Origin of the sequence: Pseudomonas sp. TH43, from assembly GCF_016650635.1 — a bacterium.
In the GTDB taxonomy this organism is placed as follows: Bacteria; Pseudomonadota; Gammaproteobacteria; order Pseudomonadales; family Pseudomonadaceae; genus Aquipseudomonas.
The window spans coordinates 1,002,197-1,028,123 of the sequence record NZ_JAEKFI010000001.1; the positions used below are offsets into that span (position 1 = coordinate 1,002,197).

Annotated in this window: 23 protein-coding genes; 14 read left to right on the plus strand and 9 right to left on the minus strand. The window is 59.5% G+C overall.

The features are described from left to right. Positions 1–90: 90 nt before the first annotated feature. Both JFT81_RS04480 and JFT81_RS04485 read right to left on the minus strand, forming a co-directional pair. Positions 91–1,374 (minus strand): Zn-dependent hydrolase, encoded by a 1,284-nt coding sequence (locus tag JFT81_RS04480; RefSeq protein ID WP_201226274.1) that lies wholly within the window; start codon positions 1,372–1,374, stop codon positions 91–93. Between the two features lie 135 nt (positions 1,375–1,509). Then, entirely contained in the window at positions 1,510–2,994 is a 1,485-nt protein-coding gene (locus tag JFT81_RS04485) for an NCS1 family nucleobase:cation symporter-1 (RefSeq protein WP_201226275.1), read from the minus strand. A 636-nt stretch (positions 2,995–3,630) separates the two neighbouring features. Here JFT81_RS04485 and hydA point away from each other — a divergent pair. From hydA to preA, 3 genes are all read left to right on the plus strand, one after another. After that, a complete protein-coding gene (gene hydA / locus JFT81_RS04490) occupies positions 3,631–5,070 on the plus strand; it encodes a dihydropyrimidinase (protein WP_201226276.1) in 1,440 nt (479 codons plus the stop codon). A 158-nt stretch (positions 5,071–5,228) separates the two neighbouring features. After that, on the plus strand, positions 5,229–6,596 hold the full coding sequence (locus JFT81_RS04495; protein ID WP_201226277.1) for an NAD(P)-dependent oxidoreductase: 1,368 nt from the start codon (positions 5,229–5,231) through the stop codon (positions 6,594–6,596). Beyond that, positions 6,597–7,871: an NAD-dependent dihydropyrimidine dehydrogenase subunit PreA gene (preA, locus tag JFT81_RS04500; protein ID WP_201226278.1), complete on the plus strand. Its 1,275-nt coding sequence runs from the start codon at positions 6,597–6,599 to the stop codon at positions 7,869–7,871. It begins immediately after the preceding gene. Between the two features lie 115 nt (positions 7,872–7,986). Here the strand turns inward: preA and JFT81_RS04505 are convergent, their stop codons facing one another. Then, complete coding sequence (locus JFT81_RS04505) at positions 7,987–8,607, minus strand: TetR/AcrR family transcriptional regulator (RefSeq protein WP_201226279.1); 621 nt, start codon at positions 8,605–8,607, stop codon at positions 7,987–7,989. A 140-nt stretch (positions 8,608–8,747) separates the two neighbouring features. Here JFT81_RS04505 and copC point away from each other — a divergent pair, with 140 nt between their 5' ends. After that, entirely contained in the window at positions 8,748–9,110 is a 363-nt protein-coding gene (copC, locus tag JFT81_RS04510) for a copper homeostasis periplasmic binding protein CopC (RefSeq protein ID WP_201226280.1), read from the plus strand. 3 nt (positions 9,111–9,113) lie between these two features. Then, on the plus strand, positions 9,114–9,971 hold the full coding sequence (copD, locus tag JFT81_RS04515; RefSeq protein ID WP_201226281.1) for a copper homeostasis membrane protein CopD: 858 nt from the start codon (positions 9,114–9,116) through the stop codon (positions 9,969–9,971). 78 nt (positions 9,972–10,049) lie between these two features. On the opposite strand, the gene JFT81_RS04520 is transcribed toward copD, so the two are convergent. Together JFT81_RS04520 and JFT81_RS04525 are read right to left on the minus strand one after the other, a co-directional pair. After that, complete coding sequence (locus JFT81_RS04520) at positions 10,050–11,192, minus strand: HlyD family secretion protein (RefSeq protein WP_201226282.1); 1,143 nt, start codon at positions 11,190–11,192, stop codon at positions 10,050–10,052. Then, on the minus strand, positions 11,189–12,844 hold the full coding sequence (locus tag JFT81_RS04525; protein WP_201226283.1) for an MFS transporter: 1,656 nt from the start codon (positions 12,842–12,844) through the stop codon (positions 11,189–11,191). Before JFT81_RS04525 ends, JFT81_RS04520 begins: the two co-directional genes overlap by 4 nt. A 286-nt stretch (positions 12,845–13,130) precedes the next feature. Here JFT81_RS04525 and JFT81_RS04530 point away from each other — a divergent pair, with 286 nt between their 5' ends. The 6 genes from JFT81_RS04530 to JFT81_RS04555 all read left to right on the plus strand — a co-directional run bounded on the left by JFT81_RS04530 (position 13,131) and on the right by JFT81_RS04555 (position 19,377). Continuing rightward, complete coding sequence (locus tag JFT81_RS04530) at positions 13,131–14,426, plus strand: OprD family porin (protein ID WP_201226284.1); 1,296 nt, start codon at positions 13,131–13,133, stop codon at positions 14,424–14,426. A 283-nt stretch (positions 14,427–14,709) separates the two neighbouring features. Beyond that, positions 14,710–15,534: an NAD(P)-dependent oxidoreductase gene (locus tag JFT81_RS04535; protein WP_201226285.1), complete on the plus strand. Its 825-nt coding sequence runs from the start codon at positions 14,710–14,712 to the stop codon at positions 15,532–15,534. 30 nt (positions 15,535–15,564) lie between these two features. Further along, on the plus strand, positions 15,565–16,458 hold the full coding sequence (locus tag JFT81_RS04540) for an SMP-30/gluconolactonase/LRE family protein (protein ID WP_201226286.1): 894 nt from the start codon (positions 15,565–15,567) through the stop codon (positions 16,456–16,458). 60 nt (positions 16,459–16,518) lie between these two features. Beyond that, complete coding sequence (locus JFT81_RS04545; RefSeq protein WP_201226287.1) at positions 16,519–17,490, plus strand: TRAP transporter substrate-binding protein; 972 nt, start codon at positions 16,519–16,521, stop codon at positions 17,488–17,490. 79 nt (positions 17,491–17,569) lie between these two features. Further along, positions 17,570–18,097, plus strand: a complete 528-nt coding sequence (locus JFT81_RS04550; protein WP_201226288.1) for a TRAP transporter small permease — start codon at positions 17,570–17,572, stop codon at positions 18,095–18,097. Beyond that, positions 18,097–19,377, plus strand: a complete 1,281-nt coding sequence (locus JFT81_RS04555; protein WP_201149147.1) for a TRAP transporter large permease — start codon at positions 18,097–18,099, stop codon at positions 19,375–19,377. Before JFT81_RS04550 ends, JFT81_RS04555 begins: the two co-directional genes overlap by 1 nt. Before the next feature lie 103 nt (positions 19,378–19,480). Here JFT81_RS04555 and JFT81_RS04560 read toward each other — a convergent pair whose 3' ends face one another. From JFT81_RS04560 to JFT81_RS04570, 3 genes are all read right to left on the minus strand, one after another. Beyond that, entirely contained in the window at positions 19,481–20,281 is an 801-nt protein-coding gene (locus JFT81_RS04560; RefSeq protein ID WP_201226289.1) for a sulfite exporter TauE/SafE family protein, read from the minus strand. Positions 20,282–20,290: 9 nt separating this feature from the next. Further along, positions 20,291–21,535 (minus strand): FAD/NAD(P)-binding oxidoreductase, encoded by a 1,245-nt coding sequence (locus tag JFT81_RS04565; RefSeq protein ID WP_201226290.1) that lies wholly within the window; start codon positions 21,533–21,535, stop codon positions 20,291–20,293. Positions 21,536–21,703: 168 nt separating this feature from the next. Then, positions 21,704–22,045 (minus strand): metalloregulator ArsR/SmtB family transcription factor, encoded by a 342-nt coding sequence (locus JFT81_RS04570; protein WP_201226291.1) that lies wholly within the window; start codon positions 22,043–22,045, stop codon positions 21,704–21,706. Between the two features lie 103 nt (positions 22,046–22,148). Between JFT81_RS04570 and JFT81_RS04575 the strand changes: the two genes are divergently transcribed. Together JFT81_RS04575 and JFT81_RS04580 are read left to right on the plus strand one after the other, a co-directional pair. Beyond that, entirely contained in the window at positions 22,149–23,012 is an 864-nt protein-coding gene (locus JFT81_RS04575; RefSeq protein WP_201226292.1) for an MBL fold metallo-hydrolase, read from the plus strand. Between the two features lie 125 nt (positions 23,013–23,137). Beyond that, the gene (locus JFT81_RS04580; RefSeq protein ID WP_201226293.1) at positions 23,138–24,013 is read left to right on the plus strand and encodes a tyrosinase family protein; all 876 of its coding nucleotides are present in this window, start codon (positions 23,138–23,140) and stop codon (positions 24,011–24,013) included. A gap of 3 nt (positions 24,014–24,016) precedes the next feature. On the opposite strand, the gene bkdR is transcribed toward JFT81_RS04580, so the two are convergent. Continuing rightward, the gene (gene bkdR, locus JFT81_RS04585; RefSeq protein ID WP_201226294.1) at positions 24,017–24,505 is read right to left on the minus strand and encodes a Bkd operon transcriptional regulator BkdR; all 489 of its coding nucleotides are present in this window, start codon (positions 24,503–24,505) and stop codon (positions 24,017–24,019) included. Positions 24,506–24,690: 185 nt separating this feature from the next. Between bkdR and JFT81_RS04590 the strand changes: the two genes are divergently transcribed. Beyond that, positions 24,691–25,926: a 3-methyl-2-oxobutanoate dehydrogenase (2-methylpropanoyl-transferring) subunit alpha gene (locus tag JFT81_RS04590; RefSeq protein ID WP_201226295.1), complete on the plus strand. Its 1,236-nt coding sequence runs from the start codon at positions 24,691–24,693 to the stop codon at positions 25,924–25,926. Position 25,927: the final 1 nt, after the last annotated feature.

Below are 25,927 nucleotides of genomic sequence, written 5' to 3' on the forward strand. Positions count from 1 at the left end.
GGCAACATCACACATTTCCATGACATTTGGGTGACAGGCAAAGATCGCAGCCTGTGGCAGCGCCTACACAGGTCTGCGATCTATTGATGTTTATGCGGCGGCTTTACCGGCCGCGACCATCGCCGAAGCCGCCAGCATTGCCCGCAACAACACTGCACAGCCCGCCGCCAGATCGTCCGGCGCAGCGTTTTCGATTTCGTTGTGGCTGATCCCGCCTTCACACGGCACGAAGATCATCCCCGCAGGACCGAGTTCGGCGAGGAAAATCGCGTCATGCCCGGCGCCGCTGACGATGTCCATGTGCGACAGGCCCAGGCCTTTCGCCGCGCCGCGCACGGCTTCGACGCAGCCCTTTTCGAAATACAGCGGCGGGAAGTCGGCGGTGGGCGTGAGTTCATAGGTCAGACCATGTTCTTCGCAGGTGGCTTCAATGACTTGCTTGACCTCGGCGATCATCGAATCCAGACGCGTCGGTTCCAGATGGCGGAAGTCGAGGGTCATGCGCACTTCGCCGGGGATGACGTTGCGCGAGCCGGGATAGGCTTGCAGGCAACCGACGGTGCCGCACGCGCGCGGCTGATGGCCGAGGGCGGCACGGTTAACCGCACCGACGATCACCGAGGCCCCGACCAGTGCATCTTTGCGCAGGTGCATCGGGGTTGGGCCGGCGTGCGCTTCGACGCCACGCAGCTTGAGGTCGAACCACTTCTGTCCCAGCGCGCCGAGCACTACGCCGATGGTTTTCTGTTCGTCTTCGAGAATCGGGCCTTGTTCGATGTGCGCTTCGAAATAGGCGCCGACCTTGTGCCCGCTGACTTCGCGTGGCCCGGCGTAACCGATGGCATTGAGCGCTTCGCCCACGGTGACGCCCTCGGCGTCGACTTTGGCGAGGGTTTCTTCGAGGGTGAATTTCTCGGCAAACACGCCCGAACCCATCATGCACGGGGCGAAACGCGAGCCTTCTTCATTGGTCCAGACCACCACTTCCAGCGGTGCTTCGGTTTCCACGTTGAGGTCGTTGAGCGTACGCAGCACTTCGACGCCAGCGAGTACGCCGAAGCAGCCGTCGAACTTGCCGCCGGTGGGTTGCGTGTCGATGTGGCTGCCGGTCATCACCGGCGGCAGGTTGGGATTGCGACCGGGACGGCGGGCGAAGATGTTGCCGACCTCATCGACCGTGACGCTGCATCCGGCGTCCTTGCACCATTGCACGAACAGGTCGCGGGCCTGGCGGTCGAGGTCGGTCAGGGCCAGGCGACAGACGCCACCCTTGACCGTGGCACCGAGCTTGGCCAGTTCCATGAGCGACGCCCACAAGCGGTCGCGGTTGATGTGCTGATGGGTCGATTGCAGAACGTCTACGGCTGCGTTCATGGGGATCTCCTCAGGCTGCGTTTCTTATGGATATTTCTCTGGTGTCTGGTAGATCGCTTTCGCGAGCAGGCTCGCTCCCACAGGGGAAATGCATTTCAAATGTGGGAGCGAGCCCGCTCGCGAAGAGGCCGGCCGCTACACCGCTGTTTTCACGGCAGAAGGCTGCGCGCGCATCACGCACAACCCGTAATAAATAATCCCGCCCAGCGCCGAGCCGGTGAACCAGCCATAGCTGTAAAACCAGCTGAACGCATCGCTACCCAGCGACAACAGGGTCAGCACCACCGGCACCCCAAAGGCGAGAAAACCGGCCCGATTCCACGCCGGATAAACGTCATCGCGGTACAACCCGGCGAGGTCCAGTTGCTGTTTCTTGATCAGGAAATAGTCCACCACCATGATCCCGGCAATCGGCCCGAGCAGGCTCGAATAACCCAGCAACCAGTTCGAATACACGGTTTCCAGGCTAACGTCGGAAACGATCAAACCCAGCTTCTTCAGTAACTCATGGGCCATCAACGCCAACCCGACAAACCCGGTCAGCAACACCGCTTTGGTGCGGTTGATCACCTTGGGGGCGATGTTCTGGAAGTCGTTGGTGGGCGAGACGATATTGGCGGCGGTGTTGGTCGATAGTGTGGCGATGATAATCAGCGCCATGGCCACCGCAACCCACACCGGGCTCTGGATATGACCGATCAGGCTAACCGGATCAGATACCGTTACACCGACCAGTTTTACCGACGCCGCGGTCATGATCACGCCGAGGGAGGCGAACAGAAACATCGTCAGTGGCAGGCCGAAAATCTGCCCGAGGATCTGATCCTTCTGACTTTTGGCGTAGCGGCTGAAGTCCGGAATATTCAGCGACAACGTTGCCCAGAACCCCACCATCGCCGTCAGCCCGGCAGCGAAGTAACTCACCACACTGGCGCCTTCAGGACGTTTCGGTGGGATCGCCAGCAGTTCAGTCATCGACACATTGGGCATCGCCCACACCAGCAAGCCGATGCCGACCGCCACCAGCAGTGGCGCCGACAAGGTTTCCAGCCACTTGATCGACTCGGCGCCGCGAATCACCACCCACAGGTTCAACGCCCAGAAGATCATGAAGCCGATCACCTCCCCCGTGCCGCCGAGGGATTTCCAGCCCTCGAACACCGAGCCGAGAAACAGGTGAATCGCCAGGCCGCCAAACATCGTCTGAATCCCGAACCAGCCACACGCCACCAATGCGCGAATCAGACACGGCACATTGGAACCGAGGATGCCGAACGAGGAACGCAGCAGTACCGGAAACGGGATGCCGTACTTGGTACCGGGAAAAGCATTCAGGGTAAGGGGAATCAGCACGATGACGTTGGCAAACAGAATGGCCAGCAGCGCTTCACCGACACTCAAGCCGAAGTACGCCGTCAGCACGCCGCCGAGGGTGTAGGTCGGCACGCAGATCGACATGCCGACCCACAGCGCAGTGATGTGCCATTTGTTCCAGGTTCGTTCGCGCACCTTGGTCGGTGCCATGTCGTGGTTGTATCGGGGGCTGTCGAGGACGTCGCTGCCGGCTTCGAGCTCGAACAAGCCGTCGCGCTCGGTTACTTGCGATCTGTTCTGTTGCATGGCTGCTCCACGGTTTTTTTTGATTATTTTTGCTCATCGGGCTGGTAGGCGGACGCGCCGCACACCGGGCGATGGCCGGAGTACTTGCATGTGAACACGCACTTCACGAACCGGCCTGGCTTATCAGCGCCAGCACTCAATAAACGTGCCGACTGTTGCGCCGAGTTTCCCGACCTGTCCGTATAGCGCTTTCAACTGTTTGATGTTTAAACGCTTTTATTCAAATTATTGAGCCATATTGCTTACTTGTTTCATCTCTCAGGCAAAAGACCAAGACAAGTTACTCGAACAGCCAGGTTCAAAGTGGTGCACGGTTATTTTCAGCAAAGCGTCTGGGCCGCGACTCTTTAGCGTTCAAGCAGCTGATTTACCATGACAAATCTCGCTCAAATCTGGTTCCTGTCAAGTGCGTCAAAATGGTGAAAGCCCTCACCATTTTGGTGATTTATATTTTTAATCCTTATATTTCAATATCTTATGTACGTTATAAGCTTATAAAAAATAATCTTGCTCATTCGATTAACACCAGCTAGTTTTTATTCCTGACAGCGCTGGCAGGAATACATCTTCCAGCATCGACGTCTTATAAAACATATAGAACCGGTATAAGCCGGTCATGCCTGCGAGGAAGCTGCAATGTCTCTGTTGATCCGTGGCGCCACCGTTGTTACCCATGATGAAAGTTATCGCGCCGATGTCTATTGCGCTGACGGCGTGATCAAAGCCGTGGGTGAAAACCTCGACATTCCCGCAGGCGCCGAAGTGCTCGACGGCAGCGGCCAATACCTGATGCCCGGCGGCATCGATCCGCACACCCATATGCAGCTCCCGTTCATGGGCACCGTGGCCAGCGAAGACTTTTACAGCGGCACCGCTGCGGGTCTGGCCGGTGGCACTACGTCGATCATCGACTTCGTGATTCCCAATCCGCAGCAGTCACTGATGGAGGCGTTTCATCAGTGGCGCGGCTGGGCAGAAAAATCCGCGTCCGACTATGGCTTCCACGTTGCGATCACCTGGTGGAGCGATCAGGTGCGCGAGGAAATGGCCGAATTGGTCAGTCATCACGGGATCAACAGCTTCAAGCATTTCATGGCGTACAAGAACGCGATCATGGCCGCCGACGATACTTTGGTCGCGAGCTTCGAACGCTGCCTGGAACTCGGCGCGGTGCCGACCGTGCACGCGGAAAACGGCGAGCTGGTCTATCACCTGCAACGCAAATTGATGGCCCAAGGCATCACTGGGCCGGAAGCGCACCCGCTGTCGCGCCCTTCGCAGGTTGAAGGTGAAGCGGCGAGCCGGGCGATTCGTATCGCCGAAACCATTGGCACGCCGTTGTATCTGGTGCACGTTTCGACCAAGGAAGCCCTCGACGAAATCACCTACGCGCGCAGCAAGGGCCAACCGGTTTACGGCGAAGTGCTGGCCGGGCATTTGCTGCTCGACGACAGCGTCTACCAACACCCGGACTGGCAGACCGCCGCCGGTTACGTGATGAGCCCACCGTTCCGACCACGTGGCCATCAAGAGGCACTTTGGCACGGCCTGCAGAACGGCAATTTGCACACCACCGCCACCGACCATTGCTGCTTCTGCGCCGAGCAGAAAGCCGCCGGGCGCGATGACTTCAGCAAGATTCCCAATGGCACTGCCGGTATCGAAGACCGCATGGCCGTGCTTTGGGATGAAGGCGTGAACAGCGGTCGTTTGTCGATGCAGGATTTCGTCGCCCTCACGTCCACCAATACCGCGAAAATCTTCAATCTCTACCCGCGCAAAGGCGCTATCCGGGTCGGCGCCGATGCCGACCTGGTGCTGTGGGATCCGCAAGGGACCCGCACCATCTCCGCCAAGACCCACCATCAACAGGTCGACTTCAACATCTTCGAAGGCAAGACCGTGCGCGGCGTGCCGAGCCATACCGTCAGCCAGGGCCGTGTGGTCTGGGCCAATGGCGACCTGCGCGCCGAGCGTGGCGCCGGGCGCTATATCGAACGGCCGGCGTACCCGGCGGTATTCGATTTGCTGAGCAAGCGGGCAGAGTTGCATAAGCCAGTTGCCGTGAAACGCTGAAAACGAGGCCTTCGGCCTTCGCGAGCAGGCTCGCTCCCACAGGGGAATGCATTCCAAATGTGGGAGCGAGACTGCTCGCGAAGGGGCACGTCCAGACACCACAAAAACCACTGCCCATCAGAGGCAGAGAACCTCAAATAACCGTGAGGCAAAAAACCGTGATCGAGACCCTGAACCATCTCCCCCATCCGCACGAAAGCGCGGCCGCCCTCGCCGGCCACTTCACCGATCTGGCGCCGCCGCTCAACGCCCGCCAGGCGCATCTGGAGGCCTCGCGCTGCCTGTATTGCTACGACGCGCCGTGCGTGAATGCCTGTCCGAGCGAGATCGATATTCCTTCGTTTATCCGCAATATTCATCAGGACAACGTGCCCGGCGCGGCGCAGAAAATCCTCTCGGCGAACATCCTCGGCGGCAGTTGCGCGCGGGTGTGTCCGACCGAAATCCTTTGCCAGCAAGCCTGCGTGCGCAATAACGCCCACGAATGCGCGCCGGTGTTGATCGGTCTGTTGCAGCGCTACGCCGTGGACAACGCACACTTCACCGAACACCCGTTCCAGCGCGCCGCGGCCACCGGTAAACGCATCGCCGTGGTCGGCGCCGGGCCGGCAGGCTTGTCCTGCGCCCATCGCAGTGCCATGCACGGCCATGACGTGGTGATTTTCGAAGCGCGGGAGAAAGCGGGAGGCCTCAATGAATACGGGATCGCCAAGTACAAACTGGTCGACGATTACGCGCAAAAGGAGTTGGATTTCCTTCTGCAAATCGGCGGCATCGAGATTCGTCACGGGCAGAAACTGGGTGACAATCTGACCCTCAGCGAACTGCATCAGCAGTTCGACGCCGTGTTCCTTGGCCTGGGCCTGAATGCCAGTAAACAACTGGGGCTGACCCACGAAGACGCCCCCGGTCTGCTCGCCGCCACTGACTACATTCGCGAACTGCGTCAGGCCGATGACCTCACGCAACTGCCGCTGGCCGAGCGCTGCATCGTCCTCGGCGCAGGTAATACCGCCATCGACATGGCCGTGCAAATGGCCCGCCTCGGAGCCCGCGACGTCAATCTGGTCTATCGCCGTGGCGCGGCCGACATGGGCGCGACCGGGCACGAACAGGACATCGCCAAAGCCAATCAGGTACGCCTGCTGACCTGGGCGCAACCGGAAGAAGTGCTGCTCGACGAGCAAGGGCATGTGCGAGGCATGCGTTTCGCCCGCACCGATCTGGTCGACGGTCGCCTGCAAGCCACTGGCGAAACCTTCGAGCTGGCCGCTGATGCAATCTTCAAAGCCATCGGCCAAGCCTTCGACTCCGGCGCCCTCGCCGACCCGCTGGCCCGCGAACTCAAGCGTCAGGGCGAGCGCATTCAGGTCGATGAAAACCTGCGCACCAGCATTCCCGGCGTTTATGCCGGCGGTGACTGCACCAGCCTCGATCAGGACTTGACCGTGCAAGCCGTGCAGCACGGCAAACTCGCCGCCGAGGCGATCAACACGCAACTGATGCTCAAAGTGGAGGCTGCGTAAATGGCCGATCTCTCGATAGTCTTCGCCGGCATCAAAGCGCCAAACCCTTTCTGGCTGGCCTCCGCGCCCCCCACCGACAAGGCCTACAACGTCGTCCGTGCCTTCGAAGCAGGCTGGGGCGGCGTGGTCTGGAAAACCCTCGGCGAGGACCCGGCAGCGGTCAACGTCTCGTCGCGCTACTCGGCGCATTACGGCAACAACCGTGAAGTGCTGGGCATCAACAACATCGAGCTGATCACCGACCGCTCGCTGGAAATCAACCTGCGTGAAATCACTCAGGTGAAGAAGGATTGGCCGGATCGCGCACTGATCGTCTCGCTGATGGTGCCGTGCGTCGAGGAATCGTGGAAACACATCCTGCCGCTGGTCGAAGCCACTGGCGCCGACGGTATCGAGCTGAATTTCGGCTGCCCGCACGGCATGCCGGAGCGCGGCATGGGTGCGGCGGTCGGTCAGGTGCCGGAGTATGTCGAACAGGTGACGCGCTGGTGCAAGACTTATTGCTCGCTGCCGGTGATCGTCAAGCTGACGCCGAACATCACTGACATCCGCGTCGCCGCCCGCGCCGCACATCGCGGCGGCGCCGATGCGGTGTCGTTGATCAACACGATCAACTCGATCACCAGCGTCGACCTCGAACACATGGTCGCCTTGCCCACGGTCGGCAGCAAAAGCACTCACGGCGGCTATTGCGGCTCGGCGGTGAAGCCGATTGCGCTGAACATGGTCGCCGAAATCGCTCGTGATCCGCAGACTCAAGGCTTACCGATTTGTGGGATTGGCGGCATCGGCAGTTGGCGCGATGCGGCGGAGTTCATGGCGCTGGGCAGCGGCGCGGTGCAGGTGTGTACGGCGGCAATGCTCCACGGTTTCCGCATTGTCGAGGAGATGAAGGACGGCTTGTCGCGGTGGATGGACAGTCAGGGCTACGCCAATATCGCCGAGTTTTCCGGGCGAGCCGTGGGCAACACTACGGACTGGAAGTATCTGGATATCAACTATCAGGTAATCGCGAAAATCGATCAGGAAGCTTGCATTGGTTGCGGGCGCTGCCACATTGCTTGCGAAGATACGTCACACCAGGCAATCAGCAGCCTGAAACAGGCGGACGGCACGCATAAATATGAAGTGATCGATGACGAGTGTGTGGGCTGTAATTTGTGCCAGATCACCTGTCCGGTGGCGGATTGCATCGAGATGGTACCGACGGAAACAGGCAAGCCGTTTCTGGACTGGAATCATGATCCGAGGAATCCCTACCATGTCAGTCTTTGAGGTCGACGGCGGCTGAACCCACGCTTTCGCAAGCAGGCACGCTCCCACATTTGCAATGCATTTCCCTGTGGGAGCGAGCCTGCTCGCGAAAAGACTAGCCCGGTCACCACAAGACTCAGGGTTCTAATCCGATCCCGCGCAGGATCACACTCGTCACCGTCTGCACCGCACGCTCGAACTGCATGTCCGACAGCGGCTGGTGATCATTCAAGATATTCACCTGGTGATCAAAGTCAGCGTAATGCTGGGTCGACGCCCAGATCATGTACAGCAGACTCGACGGCTCCACCGGCAAAATTCGTTTGTCTTCGACCCACTGACGAATCTTCGCTTCCTTCATTTTCGCCCAGTCATACAGACTGACATCCAGCGCCTCGCCCAACGTCGGTGCGCCATGGATGATTTCGTTGGCCCAGACTTTCGAGCCGTACGGCCGACTGCGAGAATGGTTCATCTTGGCGCGGATGTAGCTGCTGAGCACCACGCGCGGGTCATCGAACATCTCAAAGCACAGCGCGTCCTGCTTCCACACCTCCAGCAGGTCGAACAGCACGGCGCTGTACAACTCGCTTTTGGTCGAGAAGTAGTAATGCAGGTTGGAACGCGGCAGTTGCACTTCGGCGGCGATGTCGGCCATGGCCGTGCCCGCGAAGCCTTTTTCGGCGAAGACTTTTTCCGCTGCCAGAAGGATTTTGTCGACATTACTGCGGCGGATTTCGATCTTGTGATTGCCCATGTGGGCTCCCTGACAACAACGTTGTTGAAGACTAGCATCCGCTCTGCCACCGGGGCGACCGCTGCAAACAAAACTTCGTACTGGCGTGGCCGGATGGCTAAACTGGCAGCTTCTTCGATCCTGCCTCAGAGGTATCCGCGATGCTGTTCAAGAACGTCCTGACCACTACTGCCCTGCTCGCCTCGCTGTTCGCCGCTTCGTCGGTATTCGCCCACGCCCATCTTAAAAGCCAGACCCCGGCCGCCGACAGCACCGTCGCTGCCCCGGCCGATTTGCGCCTGACCTTCTCCGAAGGCGTTGAGGCCAGCTTCACCAAAGTCGCCCTGACCAAGGATGGCGCGCCGGTCGCGGTGAAAGCGCTGACCACCGAAGGCGACAAGAAAATCCTCATCGTCACCCCGGCTGCACCGCTGACTGCTGGCGAGTACAAAGTCGAATGGCACGCGGTATCGGTTGATACACACAAAAGCGAAGGCGCTTATCAGTTCAAGGTTGGCCAGTAATTCATGAGTGAAGCGCTGGTGCTGTGCCGGTTCCTGCATTTCAGCGTGGTGTTGATGCTGTTAGGGGCCTGGCTGTTCAGGCCGTTATTGCTCAAGGCTGACGCGCCACAAGTGGACCGGCACCTGGCGCGACTGGCGCGTTGGCTAACCGCGATCGCGCTGGTCAGCGGGATTGCCTGGGCACTGTTGATTACCGCGAGCATGGCCGGGTCGGCAGAGGCGGCGTTTGATCCGGACACGATTGCGCTGGTGCTGGGCAATACGTTTTTCGGTCAGGTGTGGCGCTGGCATCTGCTGATCAATGCCGCGCTGTTGGCGCTGCTGTTTACCCCGTGGCGCTCCAGCATGCCGCTGCGGTTGGGCTTGAGTGGTTTGCTGCTGGCGACGCTGGCACCGGTCGGGCATGGCGCGATGCTAGATGGTTTGAGTGGGCAGTTGCTGATTCTCAACCAGATCATTCATCTGACCTGCGTCGCCGCATGGCTGGGTGGACTGTTGTTGCTGGTGATGATTTTACGTCAGCCGAGTGAGCCGATGCCGGCGATTTTGCGCCGTTTCAGCGGTGTCGGGTATGCGTTGGTGGCCGGGCTGCTGATCACGGGTTTGATCAACGTGCGCGTGCTGACCGGGCAGTGGTGGCCGACGCCGTTGTTCAGCGGGTTTGCCTTGATTCTGTTGATCAAGGCAATGATTGTGCTGGGGATGCTTGGGTTGGCGTTATTCAATCGCTTGCGCATGGATGATTGCGAACAGCGCATGGGCGCGCTCCGGCACAGCGTGATGCTGGAGTGGTTGCTCGGAATTGGCGCCGTAGCCGCCGTCTCGCTGCTCGGCACCCTGCCCCCGATGATCACAACCTGAAAATCAAAAGATCGCAGCCTTCGGCAGCTCCTGCAGAGTCCCCATGCAGGAGCTGCCGAAGGCTGCGATCTTTTGATCTTAATGCGGTTGGGTGTCGCCCGCGGCGGTGTCGATGCTGACCACCACCGACATCCCCGGCCGCAAACGTTCCTCCTCCTGCTGCCCCTCATCAATGGTGATCCGCACCGGCACGCGCTGGGCGATTTTGACGAAGTTGCCGGTCGCGTTATCCGCCTGCAACAAGGCAAACTCAGACCCCGTCGCCGGCGAAATATGCTGCACGTGCCCGGTGAATTTGCGGTGGTTCAACGCATCGACGGTGAAGCGCACCGGTTGCCCGACCCGTATGTTGTCCATCTGCGTTTCCTTCATGTTGGCGATCACCCACTTCTGGTCCGGCACCAACGCCATCAACTGCGCCCCGGAGTTGACGTAAGCGCCGAGGCGCACGCCGATCTGCCCGAGCTGACCGTCACGCGGCGCAACGATCCGCGTGTTCGACAAATCGATCCGTGCCAATTGCACCGCTGCTTCGGCGCTGGCCACCGCCGCCTCCAGCGAGCCACGATTGACGATCACGGTTTGCAGATCCTGCCGGGCGATTTCCAGATTGGCCTTGGCCTGCGCCACGGCAGCAATGCCTTGGGCATTGGCGGCCAGGGTTACGTCCATTTCGCGCTTGGAAACGGAGCCGTCGCTCACCAGTTCCTTGTTGCGGCGTAAATCCGCCTCACTCTTGCGCAGTTGCGCCTCGCTGTCGGCCACTGCGGCCTGGCGCAGTTTGATCGTCGCCTCGGCGCTGTTGCGCTGCTGCACGACATTGGCCAGTGCCGCTTTCTGTACCGCCAATTGCGCCAGCGACTGATCGAGACGCTGCTGATAAATACGGTCGTCCAGCCGCACCAGCAAATCCCCAGCCTTCACGTACTGGAAATCCTGCACCGGCACTTCATACACGTAGCCGGCGAGCTGCGGGCCGATGATCGTCACTTGCCCGCGTATCAAGGCATTCTCGGTGGTCTCGACCGCACTGCTGAACGGTGGCAATTGCCACGCATACAGGACGATCAACACGCCGACAATGGCAATCGCGGCAAAGCCCATTGAGGAGATGATCCGCACCCGCAGTGAGCGCGGCTCAGTGTTCGGCGATGATGGCGGCGCCACGCCCTCAGGGGTGGCGGCGATGGCATTGGTGGTTGTGGTGGTCGGTTCGGTCATGAAGAAGTGGCACCGCTAGAAGGTACGGAAGGCGCTGCGGCAACGGCTTTGGTGGTACTCATCAGCCACAGTGCGCGAATGGAAATCCAGATCATGGTCAGCACCGCAATCACCGCGATGAGCATGAACACATCGTTATAGGCCAGCACGTTCGCTTCGCGAGTGGCCGCGTTGGCCAGGCTGCGAATGCCGGCCAGATTGCGCAGGCTCGGGTCGGCCAGCAGCGAGCCGTAGGCCGAGCCACCGCTCTGCACGCGCGCGGCCACCAACGGGTCAGACAACACCAATTGCTCAACGATGTGGCTGGAGTGAAATTTCTCCCGGACGATCTGGAACGTACCGAGCAACGCCGCGCCGATCAAACCGCCGAGGTTATTGCAGATACCAAACAGCACGGAAAAACTCACCAGGTTACGTGGATTGGTCAGCACATTACGGGTGCCCAGAACCATGGTCGGGCCGAGGAAAAACGTGCTGCCGAACGCCAGCAGAAACTGGCTGAGATAGAGGTTTTCCGGGCGCGTCAGATTATTGGAAAAACTGTCCATGACCGAACCGGTCGCCATCAGCGCCAGCGAGATGATCAGTGGCATGAGCAGGTGTTTCGGGTTGATGGTCAGCGCACTGGTTGCCAGGCCGGCAACGCTGCCGATCAGCATCACCACGTAAAGGCTGTGCAACTGCTCGCTGCTCATGTTGAGGGTCTGCATGAAACCCACGGCGCCGGTGGATTGCTCGGAAGTGACCATGCGAATCAGCACCACCGCCAGCGCCAGACGGATCATCACTCCACTGCCCAGCCAACGCGTCATCAACATCGGGTTGCTGCGATTGTGCTCAATGGCCAGGCCGGTGAGGATCAGCGCAATCGAGGCGGCCAACGCCACGCCGATCCAGTTGGCCTCCAGCCACCAGTCGATCCGTCCCAGCGACAACACGGCGCACAGCAGCGCCACGCCCGTGGCAAGAATCGCGAAGGTCAGGAAGTCGAGTTTTTCGAAGGTTTTGAAGCGATCGCCCGGTGGCAACTTGAGCATCAAGACACAGCCCAGCGACAACAGCGCCATGCCCAATTCGAACAGGTACAAACCGCGCCATTCAGCAATCTGCAGCAGATCTTCGGAAAACAATCGCGCCAGTGGCAGCGCCAGTTGTGAAGTACCAAGACCGAGCACCAGCGCCTTCATCCGCCATTTCGCCGGGAACGCCTGCACCATGTAATACAGACCCAGCGAACTGAGCGCCGCGCCGACCATGCCGTGGGCGGCACGCACCGCCACGGCCGAGTTCAAGTCGTTGACGAACAAATGGCCGAAGGTCACCAGCGCATACAGCACCAGAAATACCTCGGTGAATGCGCGCAGACCGAACTGCTGGCGAAACTTCACCAGCAACAGGTTCATCGAGACGTTGGTCATCACGTACGCCGCCGGCAGCCAGGCCATTTCTGCGGTGGTCGCGCCGAGTGCGCCTTGCAGATAAGTCAGGTTGGCCACCACCAGCGAGTTGCCCAAACCACCGGTCAACGCCACCAACAGCCCGACCAGCGCATAGGCCAGGCGCTTCGGATTGGAGTGCAAGGGCGTCGAGGGGGAACCGGGCAGGCTGGGCTTCTCGTGCGGCTGCCAGTTGCGCGGGGCGTAGTGATCCATTGAATAGCCTTGTGCGAAAGGTGATTGAAGTTTGCCGCAAAATCACCGGCAACACACATCCCATGGACAACACAAATCCCTGTAGGCGCTGTCGAGTGAAACGAGGCTGCGATCTTTTGATTTTAAAAAAGCCAGATCAAAAGATCGCAGCGTGCCGCAGCTCCTGCAGGGTTATCGTACAACCGAGGGTTGACTTTCCCGGGAAACGTAGGAAATATCCGCACCAGCGTTGTACGACGACGTATAACGAATAATAAAAACAACAAATGAATCAGGGAGCGTCACAGTGAGCACACTCGTCTGTAATTCCGTCCGCCCTTCCCGCTTCTCCAACCTCCGCCCGCGTTCCACCCTGAGCCTGATCAGCTGTAGCAGCCTCGCCCTCGCCTTGCCGATGAGCGCCGATGCCGAAGGCTTTCTGGAAGACAGCAAAGCCACGCTGAACCTGCGCAACGCCTACTTCAACCGTAACTTCGTCAACCCTGATCATCCGCAGAGCAAGGCTGAAGAATGGACGCAGAACTTCATTCTCGACGCCAGATCCGGCTTCACCCAAGGCACTGTCGGCTTCGGCCTCGACGTGCTCGGGTTGTATTCGCAAAAGCTCGATGGCGGCAAAGGCTCCGGCGGCACGCAGTTGCTGCCGATTCACGATGACGGGCGTCCGGCGGACAACTTTGGCCGCCTCGGCGTGGCATTGAAGGCCAAGGTCTCGCAGACGGAATTGAAGGTCGGCGAATGGATGCCAGTGCTGCCGATCCTGCGTTCCGACGACGGCCGCTCTCTGCCACAGACTTTTCGCGGCGGCCAGATCACCTCCACCGAAATCAACGGCCTGACGGTTTATGGCGGCCAGTTCCGTGGCAACAGCCCGCGTAACGATGCAAGCATGGAAGACCTGTCAATGAACGGCAAAGGCGCGTTCACCTCGGACCGCTTCAACTTCGGCGGCGGCGAGTACACATTCAACGACAAGCGCACTCTGGTCGGCGTGTGGTACGCCGAACTCAGCGACATCTATCAGCAGCAGTACTTCAACCTCAGCCACAGTCAGCCCGTTGGCGACTGGACGCTCGGCGCCAACCTCGGTTTCTTCACCGGCAAGGAAGACGGCAGCGCGCTGGCCGGCGATCTCGACAACAAGACTGCATTCGCCTTGCTCTCGGCCAAATACGGCGGCAACGCCTTCTATGTCGGCCTGCAAAAACTCAGCGGCGACGATGCGTGGATGCGCATCAATGGCACCAGCGGCGGCACTCTGGCCAACGACAGTTACAACGCCAGTTACGACAACGCCAAAGAACGCTCCTGGCAAGTGCGCCACGACTACAACTTCGCCGCGCTCGGCGTTCCCGGCCTGACCCTGATGAACCGCTACATCAGCGGCGATAACGTGCATACCGCAACGACCACCGACGGCAAGGAATGGGGACGCGAGTCGGAGCTGGCCTACACCGTGCAGAGCGGGTCGCTGAAAAATCTCAACGTGAAATGGCGCAACGCGACCATTCGCCGGGACTTCAGCACCAACGAGTTTGACGAGAACCGGATCTTTATCAGCTATCCGATTTCGTTGTTGTAAAGCCAGCCGCCACACCGGGTTTCACCCTGTGGGAGCGAGCCTGCTCGCGAAGGCGGCGTATCAGTCGACATAAATTCCAAATGACACAGCGCGTTCGCGAGCAGGCTCGCTTCCACAAGGGATTGCATTGCAAATACGGAACTGTGGTGATCGAAAAGAGGAATAGCCCTTCCGTCATTTACACCGAAAGTCGCGTTGACAAGTTCCGGAAACCCTACCGATACTTCAGCGCAGTCATACGACAACCTACAACAAACCTAATAACAACGTGTAAGGGATTGCCATGACGTCTACCTCTACTCCCCGCGCCCCGTTCAACCGTCTGCTGCTGACCGGTGCTGCCGGCGGCCTGGGCAAAGTTCTGCGCGAACGCCTGCGCCCCTACGCCAACGTGCTGCGCCTGTCGGACATCGCCGCCCTCGCCCCGGCCGTCGATGATCGCGAAGAAATCGTGCTGTGCGACCTCGCCGACAAACAGTCGGTTCATGAACTGGTCGAAGACGTTGATGCGATCCTGCACTTCGGTGGCGTGTCCGTTGAGCGGCCGTTCGAAGAGATCCTCGGCGCCAACATTTGCGGGGTCTTCCACATCTATGAAGCGGCGCGCCGCCATGGCGTGAAGCGGGTGATCTTCGCCAGCTCCAACCATGTCATCGGTTTCTACAAACAGGACGAACAACTCGACGCCAGCTCCCCTCGCCGCCCCGATGGCTACTACGGCTTGTCCAAATCCTACGGCGAGGACATGGCCAGTTTCTACTTCGATCGCTACGGCATCGAGACCGTCAGCATCCGCATCGGCTCCTCGTTCCCCGAGCCGCAAAACCGCCGAATGATGCACACCTGGCTGAGCTTCGACGACCTCACGCAATTGCTCGAGCACTCGCTGTACACGCCGAATGTCGGTCACACCGTGGTTTACGGCATGTCCGCCAACAAGGACGTCTGGTGGGACAACCGCTTCGCCGATCACCTCGGTTTCGAGGCCAGGGACAGCTCCGAAGTGTTCCGCCAACAAGTCGAAGCGCAGCCATTGCCGGCGGACGATGACCCGGCACGAAACTATCAGGGCGGCGCCTTCGTCGCGGCTGGCCCGTTCGGCGACTGATCACTCTGACAACGACACAAGGGAATGAATATGCAAGCCGAATTGATCGTCGATGCCCGCAACGCGGTGGGCGAAAGCCCGGTCTGGGTGCCAGAGGAAAATGCGTTGTACTGGGTCGACATTCCTAATCGCGGACTGCAACGCTGGAGCGCCGACACCGGCCATGTGCACGCCTGGAAAGCCCCGCAGATGCTCGCCTGCATCGCCCGCCATCGTCATGGTGGCTGGGTCGCGGGCATGGAAAACGGCTTCTTTCATCTCAAGCCGGACAACGATGGCAGCCTCGACAGCGAGCTGCTGGCCAGCGTCGAGCACGGCCGCGCAGACATGCGCCTCAACGACGGTCGCTGTGATCGTCAGGGCCGCTTCTGGGCCGGCAGCATGGTATTGAACATGGGCTTGAATGCGCCCGAAGGCCGGCTCTATCGCTATGGCGCCGGACAATCCGCAGTAATCGCCGCGCAACTCGACGGTTTCATTGTGCCCAACGGCCTCGGTTTCAGCCCCGACGGCAAGACCATGTACCTGTCCGACTCGCACCCCGACGTGCAATTGATCTGGGCTTTCGATTACGACACCGACACCGGCACGCCGTCGAACCGCCGTGTTTTCGTCGACATGCATCATTTCCCCGGACGCCCGGACGGCGCGGCTGTCGATGCCGAGGGTTTCTACTGGATCTGCGCCAACGATGCCGGGCTCATCCACCGTTTTGCGCCGGACGGTCGACTCGACTTTTCGCTGGCCGTACCGGTGAAAAAACCGACGATGTGCGCTTTCGGTGGCAGCCGGATGGACACCCTCTTCGTGACGTCGATTCGCCCCGGCGACGACCACGATCCGCAGTCGCTGGCCGGCGGCGTATTCGCCCTGAACACCGGCGTCAAAGGCCTGCCGGAACCCCAATTCAACGATTTGCTGTAACGCCCGCCTGTGCTGCACCGCTGCGCCTTGAACACAACAATAACAAGACTGGAGAACCCCATGGACTTCAAACGCACCTTGCTCGCCGTCGCTCTACCGTTGGCCTTCACCTTCACCAGTGCCGCCCAGGCGCTGGAGATCAAATTCGCCGATGTGCATCCCGCCGGTTATCCCACCGTGGTCGCTGAAGAGAGTATGGGCAAGACCCTGACCAAGGAAACCAACGGCGAACTCACCTTCAAGTATTTCCCGGGCGGCGTGCTCGGTTCGGAGAAAGAAGTCATCGAGCAGGCGCAGGTCGGCGCGATCCAGATGACCCGCGTCAGCCTGGGTATCGTCGGCCCGGTAGTGCCGGATGTGAACGTGTTCAACATGCCGTTCATCTTCCGCGATCAGGCGCACATGCGTGCGGTCATCGATGGCGAAGTCGGCGATGCGATTCTCGACAAGATCAGCAACTCCGAATTCGGCCTGGTGGCCTTGGCCTGGATGGACGGCGGTACGCGCAATATCTACACCAAAAAACCGGTGCGCAAACTTGAAGACCTCAAGGGCATGAAGATCCGCGTGCAAGGCAACCCGATGTTCATCGAGACCATCAACGCCATGGGCGGCAACGGCATTGCCATGGACACCGGCGAGATCTTCAGCGCCTTGCAGACCGGGGTGATCGACGGCGCGGAAAACAACCCGCCAACCCTGCTTGAACACAACCATTTTCAGAACGCCAAGTTCTACAGCCTGACCGGGCACCTGATCCTGCCCGAGCCCATTGTGATGTCGAAAATCACCTGGGAAAAACTCACCCCCGATCAGCAGACGCTGGTGAAGAAAGCCGCCAAGGCTGCGCAGGCAGAGGAGCGCGTGCTGTGGGATGCCAAATCCGCCAGCAGCGAGGAAAAACTCAAAGCCGCAGGCGTCGAGTTCATCACCGTCGACAAGAAACCCTTCTACGAGGCCACCGCCTCGATTCGCGAGAAATACGGCGCGCCTTACGCCGACCTGATCAAACGCATCGAAGCCGTTCAGTAACCCTCCCGACCCTCAACGAAAGGCCCGGCGGCGCTGGCGTGCATTGACGCCCGCGTCCGCCCGGTTACGGTGGAACCCGATGAAGAATTCGCTGCTGCGCCTCAACGACATCTTGTACATGACCTGCATCTGGGTCGCCGGCCTGTCCGTGCTGACCATCGCCCTGATCATTCCCTGGGGCGTGTTTGCCCGTTACGCCCTCGGCACCGGTTCGAGTTGGCCGGAGCCCACCGCGATCTTGCTGATGATGGTCTTCACCTTCATCGGCGCCGCCGCCAGTTACCGCGCGGGTGCCCACATGGCGGTGGCGATGGTCACCGACCGTTTGCCACCGAATCTGCGCAAAACCATGAGCATCGTTTCCCAATTATTAATGGCCACCATCTGCCTGTTCATGACGATCTGGGGCGCCAAGCTGTGCGCCTCGACGTGGAACCAGTTCATGAGCGCCCTGCCGACATTGCGCGTGGGCATTACTTACATGCCGATCCCGCTGGGCGGCGCGCTGACGCTGATTTTTGTCTTGGAAAAACTGCTGTTCGGCGACCAGAGCAACCGTCGGGTTGTGCGGTTCGACATGGTTGAAGAAAACGAAGGGGCTGCCTGATGGACGCATTGATTCTGCTGGGCAGTTTTATCGCTTTGATCCTGATGGGCATGCCTGTCGCCTACGCCCTCGGACTGTCGGCGTTGATTGGTGCGTGGTGGATCGACATCCCGTTCCAGGCCCTGATGATTCAGGTCGCGGGCGGGGTGAACAAATTCTCGCTGCTGGCGATTCCGTTCTTTGTGCTGGCCGGGGCGATCATGGCCGAGGGCGGCATGTCGCGCCGGCTGGTGGCATTTGCCGGCGTGCTGGTCGGGTTCGTGCGTGGCGGTCTGTCGTTGGTCAACATCATGGCCTCGACGTTTTTCGGCGCAATCTCCGGTTCGTCGGTAGCCGACACCGCGTCGGTAGGCTCGGTGCTGATTCCGGAAATGGAGCGCAAAGGTTATCCACGCGACTTCTCCACGGCGGTGACCGTGAGCGGTTCGGTGCAAGCGTTGCTGACACCGCCGAGCCACAACTCGGTGCTCTATTCGCTGGCAGCCGGTGGCACCGTTTCGATTGCTTCGCTGTTCATGGCCGGCGTCGTGCCGGGCCTGTTGATGAGCGCGTGCCTGATGGTGCTGTGCCTGATCTTCGCGCGCAAACGCGACTATCCGAAAGGCGAAGTCATCCCGCTGCGCGAGGCGCTGAAAATCTGCGGCGAAGCGCTGTGGGGGCTGATGGCGATGGTGATCATCCTCGGCGGGATTCTCTCGGGGATTTTCACTGCCACAGAATCGGCAGCGATTGCGGTGCTCTGGGCGTTCTTCGTGACCATGTTCATCTACCGTGACTACAAATGGCGTGAACTGCCGAAACTGATGCACCGCACCGTGCGCACCATTTCGATCGTGATGATCCTGATCGGCTTCGCCGCGAGCTTCGGCTACATCATGACCCTGATGCAGATCCCGGCGAAAATCACCACGCTGTTCCTGACGCTGTCGGACAACCGCTATGTGATCCTGATGTGCATCAACGTCATGCTGTTATTGCTCGGCACGGTGATGGACATGGCGCCGCTGATCCTGATCCTCACGCCGATTCTGATGCCGGTGATTCTCGGCATCGGCGTTGATCCGGTGCAGTTCGGCATGATCATGCTGGTTAACCTGGGGATCGGGCTGATAACGCCGCCGGTGGGCGCGGTGTTGTTTGTCGGTTCAGCGGTGGGAAAAGTGAGTATCGAGAGCACGGTGAAAGCGCTGATGCCGTTTTACGCGGTGTTGTTCCTGGTGTTGATGCTGGTGACGTACATTCCCGCCATTTCCCTGTGGTTACCGCACTTGGTGTTGTAAAGCCCTAAAAGATCGCAGCCTCGTTTCACTCGACAGCTCCTACAGGAATCGTATTCCCATGCAGGAGCTGCCGAAGGCTGCGCTCTTTTGATCTTGCCCACACTCACGCCCGCAACAACATATACCCCGCCACCACCAGACAGACACTGGCAAACCCCACCTGCAAGGCCCGCGCCGGCACTCGCGCGCACAGCTTGCGCCCGATGATCATGCCGACAACGCTGGCAACGATAAACGCCACCCCCTGACTGTCGATGCGTACGCCTGCGTGGAACGAGCCGATAACGCCAATCACGGAAATCAGGCTGATCACCATCAACGACGTGGCAACGATGCCGCGCATCTGCACATCGGTCAGTTGCTTGAACGCCGGCACAATCAAAAAGCCGCCGCCGACGCCAAGCAGTCCGGAAACCACCCCGGTAATCGCGCCCAATGCCGCCAGGGTCGCCGTGCATTTCGCGGTCCAGTCGAAGCGCCCGGTTTCCTCGTTGAGCATGCAGTTTTTCTGGCCCCAACTGGCGTGACCGTGATCGCTTGGCCCTTCCTGCTGGCGCTCGCGCCGCAACATGCGCCAGGCCACCATGACCATCAGCAGGCTGAACAGAATCATCAGGATCTTTTCCGGCAACTGGTGCGCGCAGTAGATTCCCAGCGGTGAAAACACTGCACCAAGCGCCGCGATCAGCAACGCCGCGCGATAGCGCACCAGACCATGACGCAAGCCATCAATCGCCCCGACCGCCGCCGCGCTGCCGACCGCAAACAACGCGACCGGCGCCGCTTGCGTCATCGTCCAGCCAAGCCCGAGCACCAGCGCCGGTACTGCAAGAATACCGCCGCCGGCGCCGGTCAGACCGAGCACCAAACCCATCACCACGCCAAACAGACTTGCCAGCAACATAGGGTTTTCTCAGTCGACCTTGGACAGACTTGTCAGCCACTCGCGACCCTTGAGCATGCCGTTCCAGTAGAACCACGGCAGCAGCGTCGCCTTGAGAAACCACGCCGAACGCCGCGCCACGGTCGGGTCCAGAGCAAAGGTCGGCAGCAACTTGCCGGCGTAACCGAACTCGGCGAGGATCACCTTGCCCTTTTCCACCGTCAGCGGGCAGGAGCCGTAACCGTCGTACTTCAGCGGCAGCGGTTGTTGCTTGCGCAGGGCGAGCAGGTTTTCCGCGACCACGACGACTTGCTTACGCACCGCTGCCGCGGTTTTCGCATTACTGGTGCCGCAGATATCACCCAGTGCGAACACCTCGGGATAACGCGGGTGCTGCAGGCTGTGCGGATTGACTTCACACCAACCGGCCGCATCGGCCAAAGGGCTGTGTGCGATGAAGTCCGGCGAAACCTGCGGCGGTACCACGTGCAACAGATCGAAGGTTTTCGCCTCGCGGGTGACGTTGCCGTCGGCGTCCCTGATCTCGAACCATGCGGTTTTTGCCGGGCCGTCGACCTTGACCAGGTTCGAGTTGAAGGCCAGTTTCGCGTTGTACTTTTCGATGTACTTCATCAATGGCGGCACAAACGCCGGCACACCGAACAGTGCGGCGCCGGCCAGATTGAATTCGACGTTGATGTTGTTCAGCACGCTGCTTTTAAGCCAGTGATCGCAGGACAGGTACAGGGCTTTTTGCGGTGCGCCGGCGCATTTGATCGGCATCGCCGGTTGGGTGAACAGCGCCTTGCCGCCGCGCAGCTTCTGCACTTGATCCCACGTGTATTGCGCGTGCTGATAGCTGTAGTTGGAGGTGACGCCGTGCTGGCCGAGGCTGTCCTGCAAGCCTTCGATCTTCTCCCAGGCCAGGCGCAGGCCGGGGCAGACGATCAGGTTCTGATAGCTGACGGTGCGCTGATCGTTGAGGGTGAGTTGTTTTTTGTCGGGGTCAATGCCGGTGACGGCTGCTTGAATCCAAGTGGCTTGGCGCGGCAGCACGTTGGCCATCGGCCGGACAGTGTCTTTGACGTCGTAGGCGCCAGCGCCGACCAGCGTCCACGCCGGTTGGTAGTAATGCTGGGCGCTGGGTTCGATGACGGTGATTTTCAACTGCGGATCACGCTTGAGCAGGCTGGCGATAAAACCGATACCGGCCGTGCCGCCCCCGATGACCACGATATCTGCACTGATGGATGGGCCCCAGTGTTGATCGTTCATTGCTTGTTCCTTTTGCTGCACGCAAGGATTTTTCCGAGTCAAACCACTAAACCTGGGGGAGCTGGCTTGCCAGCGATGGCGGAGTGTCAGTCGCCATCAATGTCGGCTGACACGCCCTCATCGCTGGCAAGCCAGCTCCCACAGGGTATGTGGTGTGTTGGCTGGCATTTATTGAAGTCCCAAATTTTTCAGCACTGCCCCGCAATAGAGCCCGGACAGGGTCTTCATCACTTGAATCACTTCGTGGCTGGCCAGGCCGTAAAAAATGTACTTGCCTTCACGGCGGGTCGCGACCAGCCCCTCATCACGCAAGATGCCCAATTGCTGGGACAGCGTCGGTTGGCGCACGCCCGTCATGGTCTCCAGTTCGCCCACATTGCGTTCGCCCTGAGTCAGTTGACACAAAATCAACAGACGATCTTCATTGGCCAACGCTTTGAGCAACGCGCAGGCTTTGGACGCCGAGGCGCGCAGCTGGGCGACTTCACATTCGGTCAGACTGGATTGCATTTGCACGATGCCTTCAAGGTCACTTAAGCTGCGAACATTATGTTTTTACATAAAGTGTTGCAACCCCGAATGCCTTTTCGCCCACTCGTACAGGTTTGTGTCCATGCCCGCGCTGATTGAAGCTTTCCTCGACCCCGCCTCCTCGACCTACAGCTACGTGGTCTATGAAGCCGATGGCGGACAGTGCGCAATCGTCGATCCGGTGCTCGATTACGACGGCGCCGCCGGACGCACCTGCACCGCCCAGGCCGACAAAATCATTGCTTTCGTCCACGCGCACAACCTGCACGTGCAATGGCTGCTGGAAACCCACGCCCACGCCGACCACCTGTCTGCGGCGCCGTATCTGCGCCGGAAGCTGGGCGGCAAAATCGCCATTGGCGAGTCGATCAGCAAAGTGCAAAACGTATTCAAGACGCTGTTCAATCTGGAGCCGGAGTTCTGCGTGGATGGCTCGCAGTTCGATCATCTGTTTGCACCGAACGAGTCATTCCGCATTGGCAACCTCAAGGCTACCGCCCTGCATGTGCCCGGGCACACGCCGGCGGACATGGCCTACTTGATTGACGGTGAACAGATATTGGTCGGCGATACGCTGTTCATGCCGGATGTCGGCACCGCGCGGTGTGACTTTCCCGGCGGCAACGCCAATCAGTTGTTCGCTTCAATCCAGAAACTGCTGGCGTTTCCGGCGAGTGTGAAGCTCTACGTTTGCCACGATTACCCGCCTGAGAACCGCGAGTCGCAATGCCAGACCACCGTCGGTGAGCAGCGCAAAAACAATATTCACGTGCATGACGGAGTTGATGAGGCGGCGTTTGTCGAGATGCGCACGAAGCGTGATGCCGGGCTGGGCATGCCAACGTTGTTGCTGCCGGCGATCCAGGTGAATGTGCGCGCGGGGAATTTTCCGGCTGCCGAAGGAAATGGCGTCACCTACCTGAAGATTCCGCTCAACTCGCTATAAGAAAAAATCCCTGACTCGCAACCAGCGGAGTTTTTCCTACATCTTGTAGCGATAGTGATGAACTGGTGAAAGAACCGTAATTGAGCGAACTTTATTGGGCATACATTCAATGGAGTTTTCACAATATGGATATTCGTCGTAACCACCGTGACATGACGCCGGCACAGAAGTCTGCGTTCATCGAAGCGATTCTGAAGTTGAAGAACGAAGTGCCCAGCATTCTTCGACCGGGCCGCCAGAGTCGCTATGACGACTTTGCGCAGATTCACAAAAACTCGATGGGTCTGGGCGATCCAATCATCCCCAATCCTCACCGCACGCCGCTGTTTTTCCCCTGGCACCGGATCCTGATTCGTCAGTTCGAACGCGAGTTACAAGCAGCAGCCCGTGACCCTGGCATCACGATCCCTTACTGGAACTGGAGCATGGTCGGGCCAGACAACCCCTTTACTGCAGACTTTCTGGGTGGCAACGGTGACCCTTTTCGAGAACAGCGGGTCAGCACAGGCCGGTTTGCGCTGGAAGAACAGCGTTTCCAGATCAATGTGTGGGATACCCATAATGGCGATCCCGGTTTGCAGCGCAACTTCGGCAACGCACCCGACGAGCCCCTGCCCTCGACTCAAGCCATTGATACGACGATGAGCCGGACACCCTTCTGGTCTCATCCACTGGGGTGGGCAAACCACGCCGAAATGGAACTGCATAACCCTGTCCACTCATGGGTTGGCGGCAACATGGCAAGAGCCTCCTCGCCCAACGATCCGGTGTTCTTCCTGCACCATTGCTACCTCGATTTGCTGTGGGAACGCTGGAAGCGTCAGCACCCGACAGAACCGCCCTTCTCCTCGGCGCCCGACTTCGAGCATGCACGCATGAACTCGACATTGATTTTTCAGGCAGAAAACCTGACCGCTCCATGGCCGCAAACCTGGACCGTCATGCAAACCCTTGACACAGAAGAGCTCAACTACCGTTATGAATTGAGAGATCTGGAATAAATTCTAGGCGCCCAATACCAGCCCGTTTGCCGGTAGTGGCAGCGCCGTCTTGTAACGCACTTGTTTCAAGGCAAAGCTTGATCGGATGTTCGCCACCCCAGGCACTTTGGTCAGAAAGTCCATCATGAATCGTTCCAGCGACTGAATGGTCGGCACGAGGACCCGGATCAAGTAGTCCGGGTCTCCGGCCATGAGGTAGCACTCCATGACTTCTGGGCGATCGGAAATCGCCTCCTCGAAATGCTGCAACGCCTCCTCCACCTGCTTCTCCAGGCTGACATGAATGAACACGTTGACGTGCAGCCCCAGCAGATCGGCATCCAGCAGCGTCACTTGCTCGCGAATCAGCCCTAACTCCTCCATCGCCTTGACCCGGTTGAAGCACGGCGTCGGCGACAGATTTACCGAGCGTGCGAGGTCGGCGTTGGTGATGCGCGCATTCTCCTGAAGGCTGTTGAGAATGCCGATGTCGGTACGGTCCAGTTTGCGCATGAGACAAAACCACCTGTTTTTTATGTTTATGCAGAATTTCTATCTGCAAATCGTCTCCAGCGCAACGAAACAGAGAGAAATATTCTTCTTGCCCGGGCCTATGATTGTTGTAGGACAAGATTTCCTCTACCGAGGAATGACTGCCAGCTCACTACAAGAAATTCACAAGATCGAGCGTAGAAGCCATGACCCAAGCGTATGAACCGCTGCGTCTGCACGTCCCTGAACCTTCGGGCCGTCCAGGCTGTAAAACCGACTTCTCCTACCTGCATTTGACCGATGCCGGTACGGTGCGCAAACCTCCAATCGACGTAGAACCCGCTGACACCGCCGACCTGGCGCGTGGGCTGATTCGTGTGCTCGACGATCAAGGCAATGCCCTCGGCCCATGGGCCGAGAACGTGCCGGTCGAGATCCTGCGTAAAGGCATGCGCGCCATGCTCAAGACGCGCATTTACGACAACCGCATGGTGGTTGCCCAGCGCCAGAAAAAAATGTCGTTCTACATGCAGAGCCTTGGTGAAGAAGCCATCGGCAGCGCCCAGGCTCTGGCCTTGAACATCGACGACATGTGCTTTCCGACCTACCGTCAGCAAAGCATCCTGATGGCCCGCGAAGTGCCACTGGTCGACCTGATCTGCCAACTGCTGTCCAACGAGCGCGATCCGCTCAAGGGCCGCCAGTTGCCGATCATGTATTCGGTTAAAGAGGCTGGTTTCTTCACCATCTCCGGCAACCTCGCCACCCAGTTCATTCAGGCGGTCGGTTGGGGCATGGCTTCGGCGATCAAGGGCGACACCAAAATCGCCTCGGCGTGGATCGGTGACGGCGCCACCGCCGAGTCGGACTTCCACACCGCCCTCACCTTCGCCCACGTCTATCGGGCGCCAGTGATCCTCAACGTAGTCAACAACCAATGGGCAATTTCGACCTTCCAGGCGATTGCCGGTGGTGAAGCCACCACCTTCGCCGGCCGCGGCGTCGGTTGCGGTATCGCCTCTTTGCGCGTTGATGGCAACGACTTCTACGCGGTTTACGCCGCCTCTGCCTGGGCTGCCGAGCGCGCCCGTCGCAACCTCGGCCCGACCATGATCGAATGGGTCACCTACCGCGCCGGCCCGCACTCGACCTCGGACGATCCGTCGAAATACCGCCCGGCCGATGACTGGAGCCACTTCCCGCTCGGCGACCCGATCGCCCGTTTGAAACAGCACCTGATCAAAGTCGGCCACTGGTCGGAAGACGAGCACACCGCCGTCAGCGCCGAGCTCGAAGCCGAAGTGATTGCCGCGCAGAAACAGGCCGAACAGCACGGCACCCTGGCCGGCGGCCAGATTCCAAGCGCCGCGACCATGTTCGAAGACGTCTACAAAGAGATGCCGGAGCACTTGAAGCGCCAGCGTCAGCAGTTGGGGATCTGAC

Bases quoted from the DNA above. Each gene is read 5' to 3' on its own strand.
- JFT81_RS04555 (WP_201149147.1), top strand. From the start codon at position 18,097: ATGGACGCATTGATTCTGCTGGGCAGTTTTATCGCTTTGATCCTGATG.
- JFT81_RS04565 (WP_201226290.1), bottom strand. From the start codon at position 21,535: ATGAACGATCAACACTGGGGCCCATCCATCAGTGCAGATATCGTGGTC.
- JFT81_RS04590 (WP_201226295.1), top strand. From the start codon at position 24,691: ATGACCCAAGCGTATGAACCGCTGCGTCTGCACGTCCCTGAACCTTCG.
- bkdR (WP_201226294.1), bottom strand. From the start codon at position 24,505: ATGCGCAAACTGGACCGTACCGACATCGGCATTCTCAACAGCCTTCAG.
- preA (WP_201226278.1), top strand. From the start codon at position 6,597: ATGGCCGATCTCTCGATAGTCTTCGCCGGCATCAAAGCGCCAAACCCT.
- JFT81_RS04520 (WP_201226282.1), bottom strand. From the start codon at position 11,192: ATGACCGAACCGACCACCACAACCACCAATGCCATCGCCGCCACCCCT.
- JFT81_RS04480 (WP_201226274.1), bottom strand. From the start codon at position 1,374: ATGAACGCAGCCGTAGACGTTCTGCAATCGACCCATCAGCACATCAAC.
- JFT81_RS04505 (WP_201226279.1), bottom strand. From the start codon at position 8,607: ATGGGCAATCACAAGATCGAAATCCGCCGCAGTAATGTCGACAAAATC.
- JFT81_RS04575 (WP_201226292.1), top strand. From the start codon at position 22,149: ATGCCCGCGCTGATTGAAGCTTTCCTCGACCCCGCCTCCTCGACCTAC.
- JFT81_RS04545 (WP_201226287.1), top strand. From the start codon at position 16,519: ATGGACTTCAAACGCACCTTGCTCGCCGTCGCTCTACCGTTGGCCTTC.
- hydA (WP_201226276.1), top strand. From the start codon at position 3,631: ATGTCTCTGTTGATCCGTGGCGCCACCGTTGTTACCCATGATGAAAGT.
- copD (WP_201226281.1), top strand. From the start codon at position 9,114: ATGAGTGAAGCGCTGGTGCTGTGCCGGTTCCTGCATTTCAGCGTGGTG.
- JFT81_RS04580 (WP_201226293.1), top strand. From the start codon at position 23,138: ATGGATATTCGTCGTAACCACCGTGACATGACGCCGGCACAGAAGTCT.
- JFT81_RS04540 (WP_201226286.1), top strand. From the start codon at position 15,565: ATGCAAGCCGAATTGATCGTCGATGCCCGCAACGCGGTGGGCGAAAGC.
- JFT81_RS04535 (WP_201226285.1), top strand. From the start codon at position 14,710: ATGACGTCTACCTCTACTCCCCGCGCCCCGTTCAACCGTCTGCTGCTG.
- JFT81_RS04570 (WP_201226291.1), bottom strand. From the start codon at position 22,045: ATGCAATCCAGTCTGACCGAATGTGAAGTCGCCCAGCTGCGCGCCTCG.
- JFT81_RS04560 (WP_201226289.1), bottom strand. From the start codon at position 20,281: ATGTTGCTGGCAAGTCTGTTTGGCGTGGTGATGGGTTTGGTGCTCGGT.
- JFT81_RS04525 (WP_201226283.1), bottom strand. From the start codon at position 12,844: ATGGATCACTACGCCCCGCGCAACTGGCAGCCGCACGAGAAGCCCAGC.
- JFT81_RS04550 (WP_201226288.1), top strand. From the start codon at position 17,570: ATGAAGAATTCGCTGCTGCGCCTCAACGACATCTTGTACATGACCTGC.
- copC (WP_201226280.1), top strand. From the start codon at position 8,748: ATGCTGTTCAAGAACGTCCTGACCACTACTGCCCTGCTCGCCTCGCTG.
- JFT81_RS04485 (WP_201226275.1), bottom strand. From the start codon at position 2,994: ATGCAACAGAACAGATCGCAAGTAACCGAGCGCGACGGCTTGTTCGAG.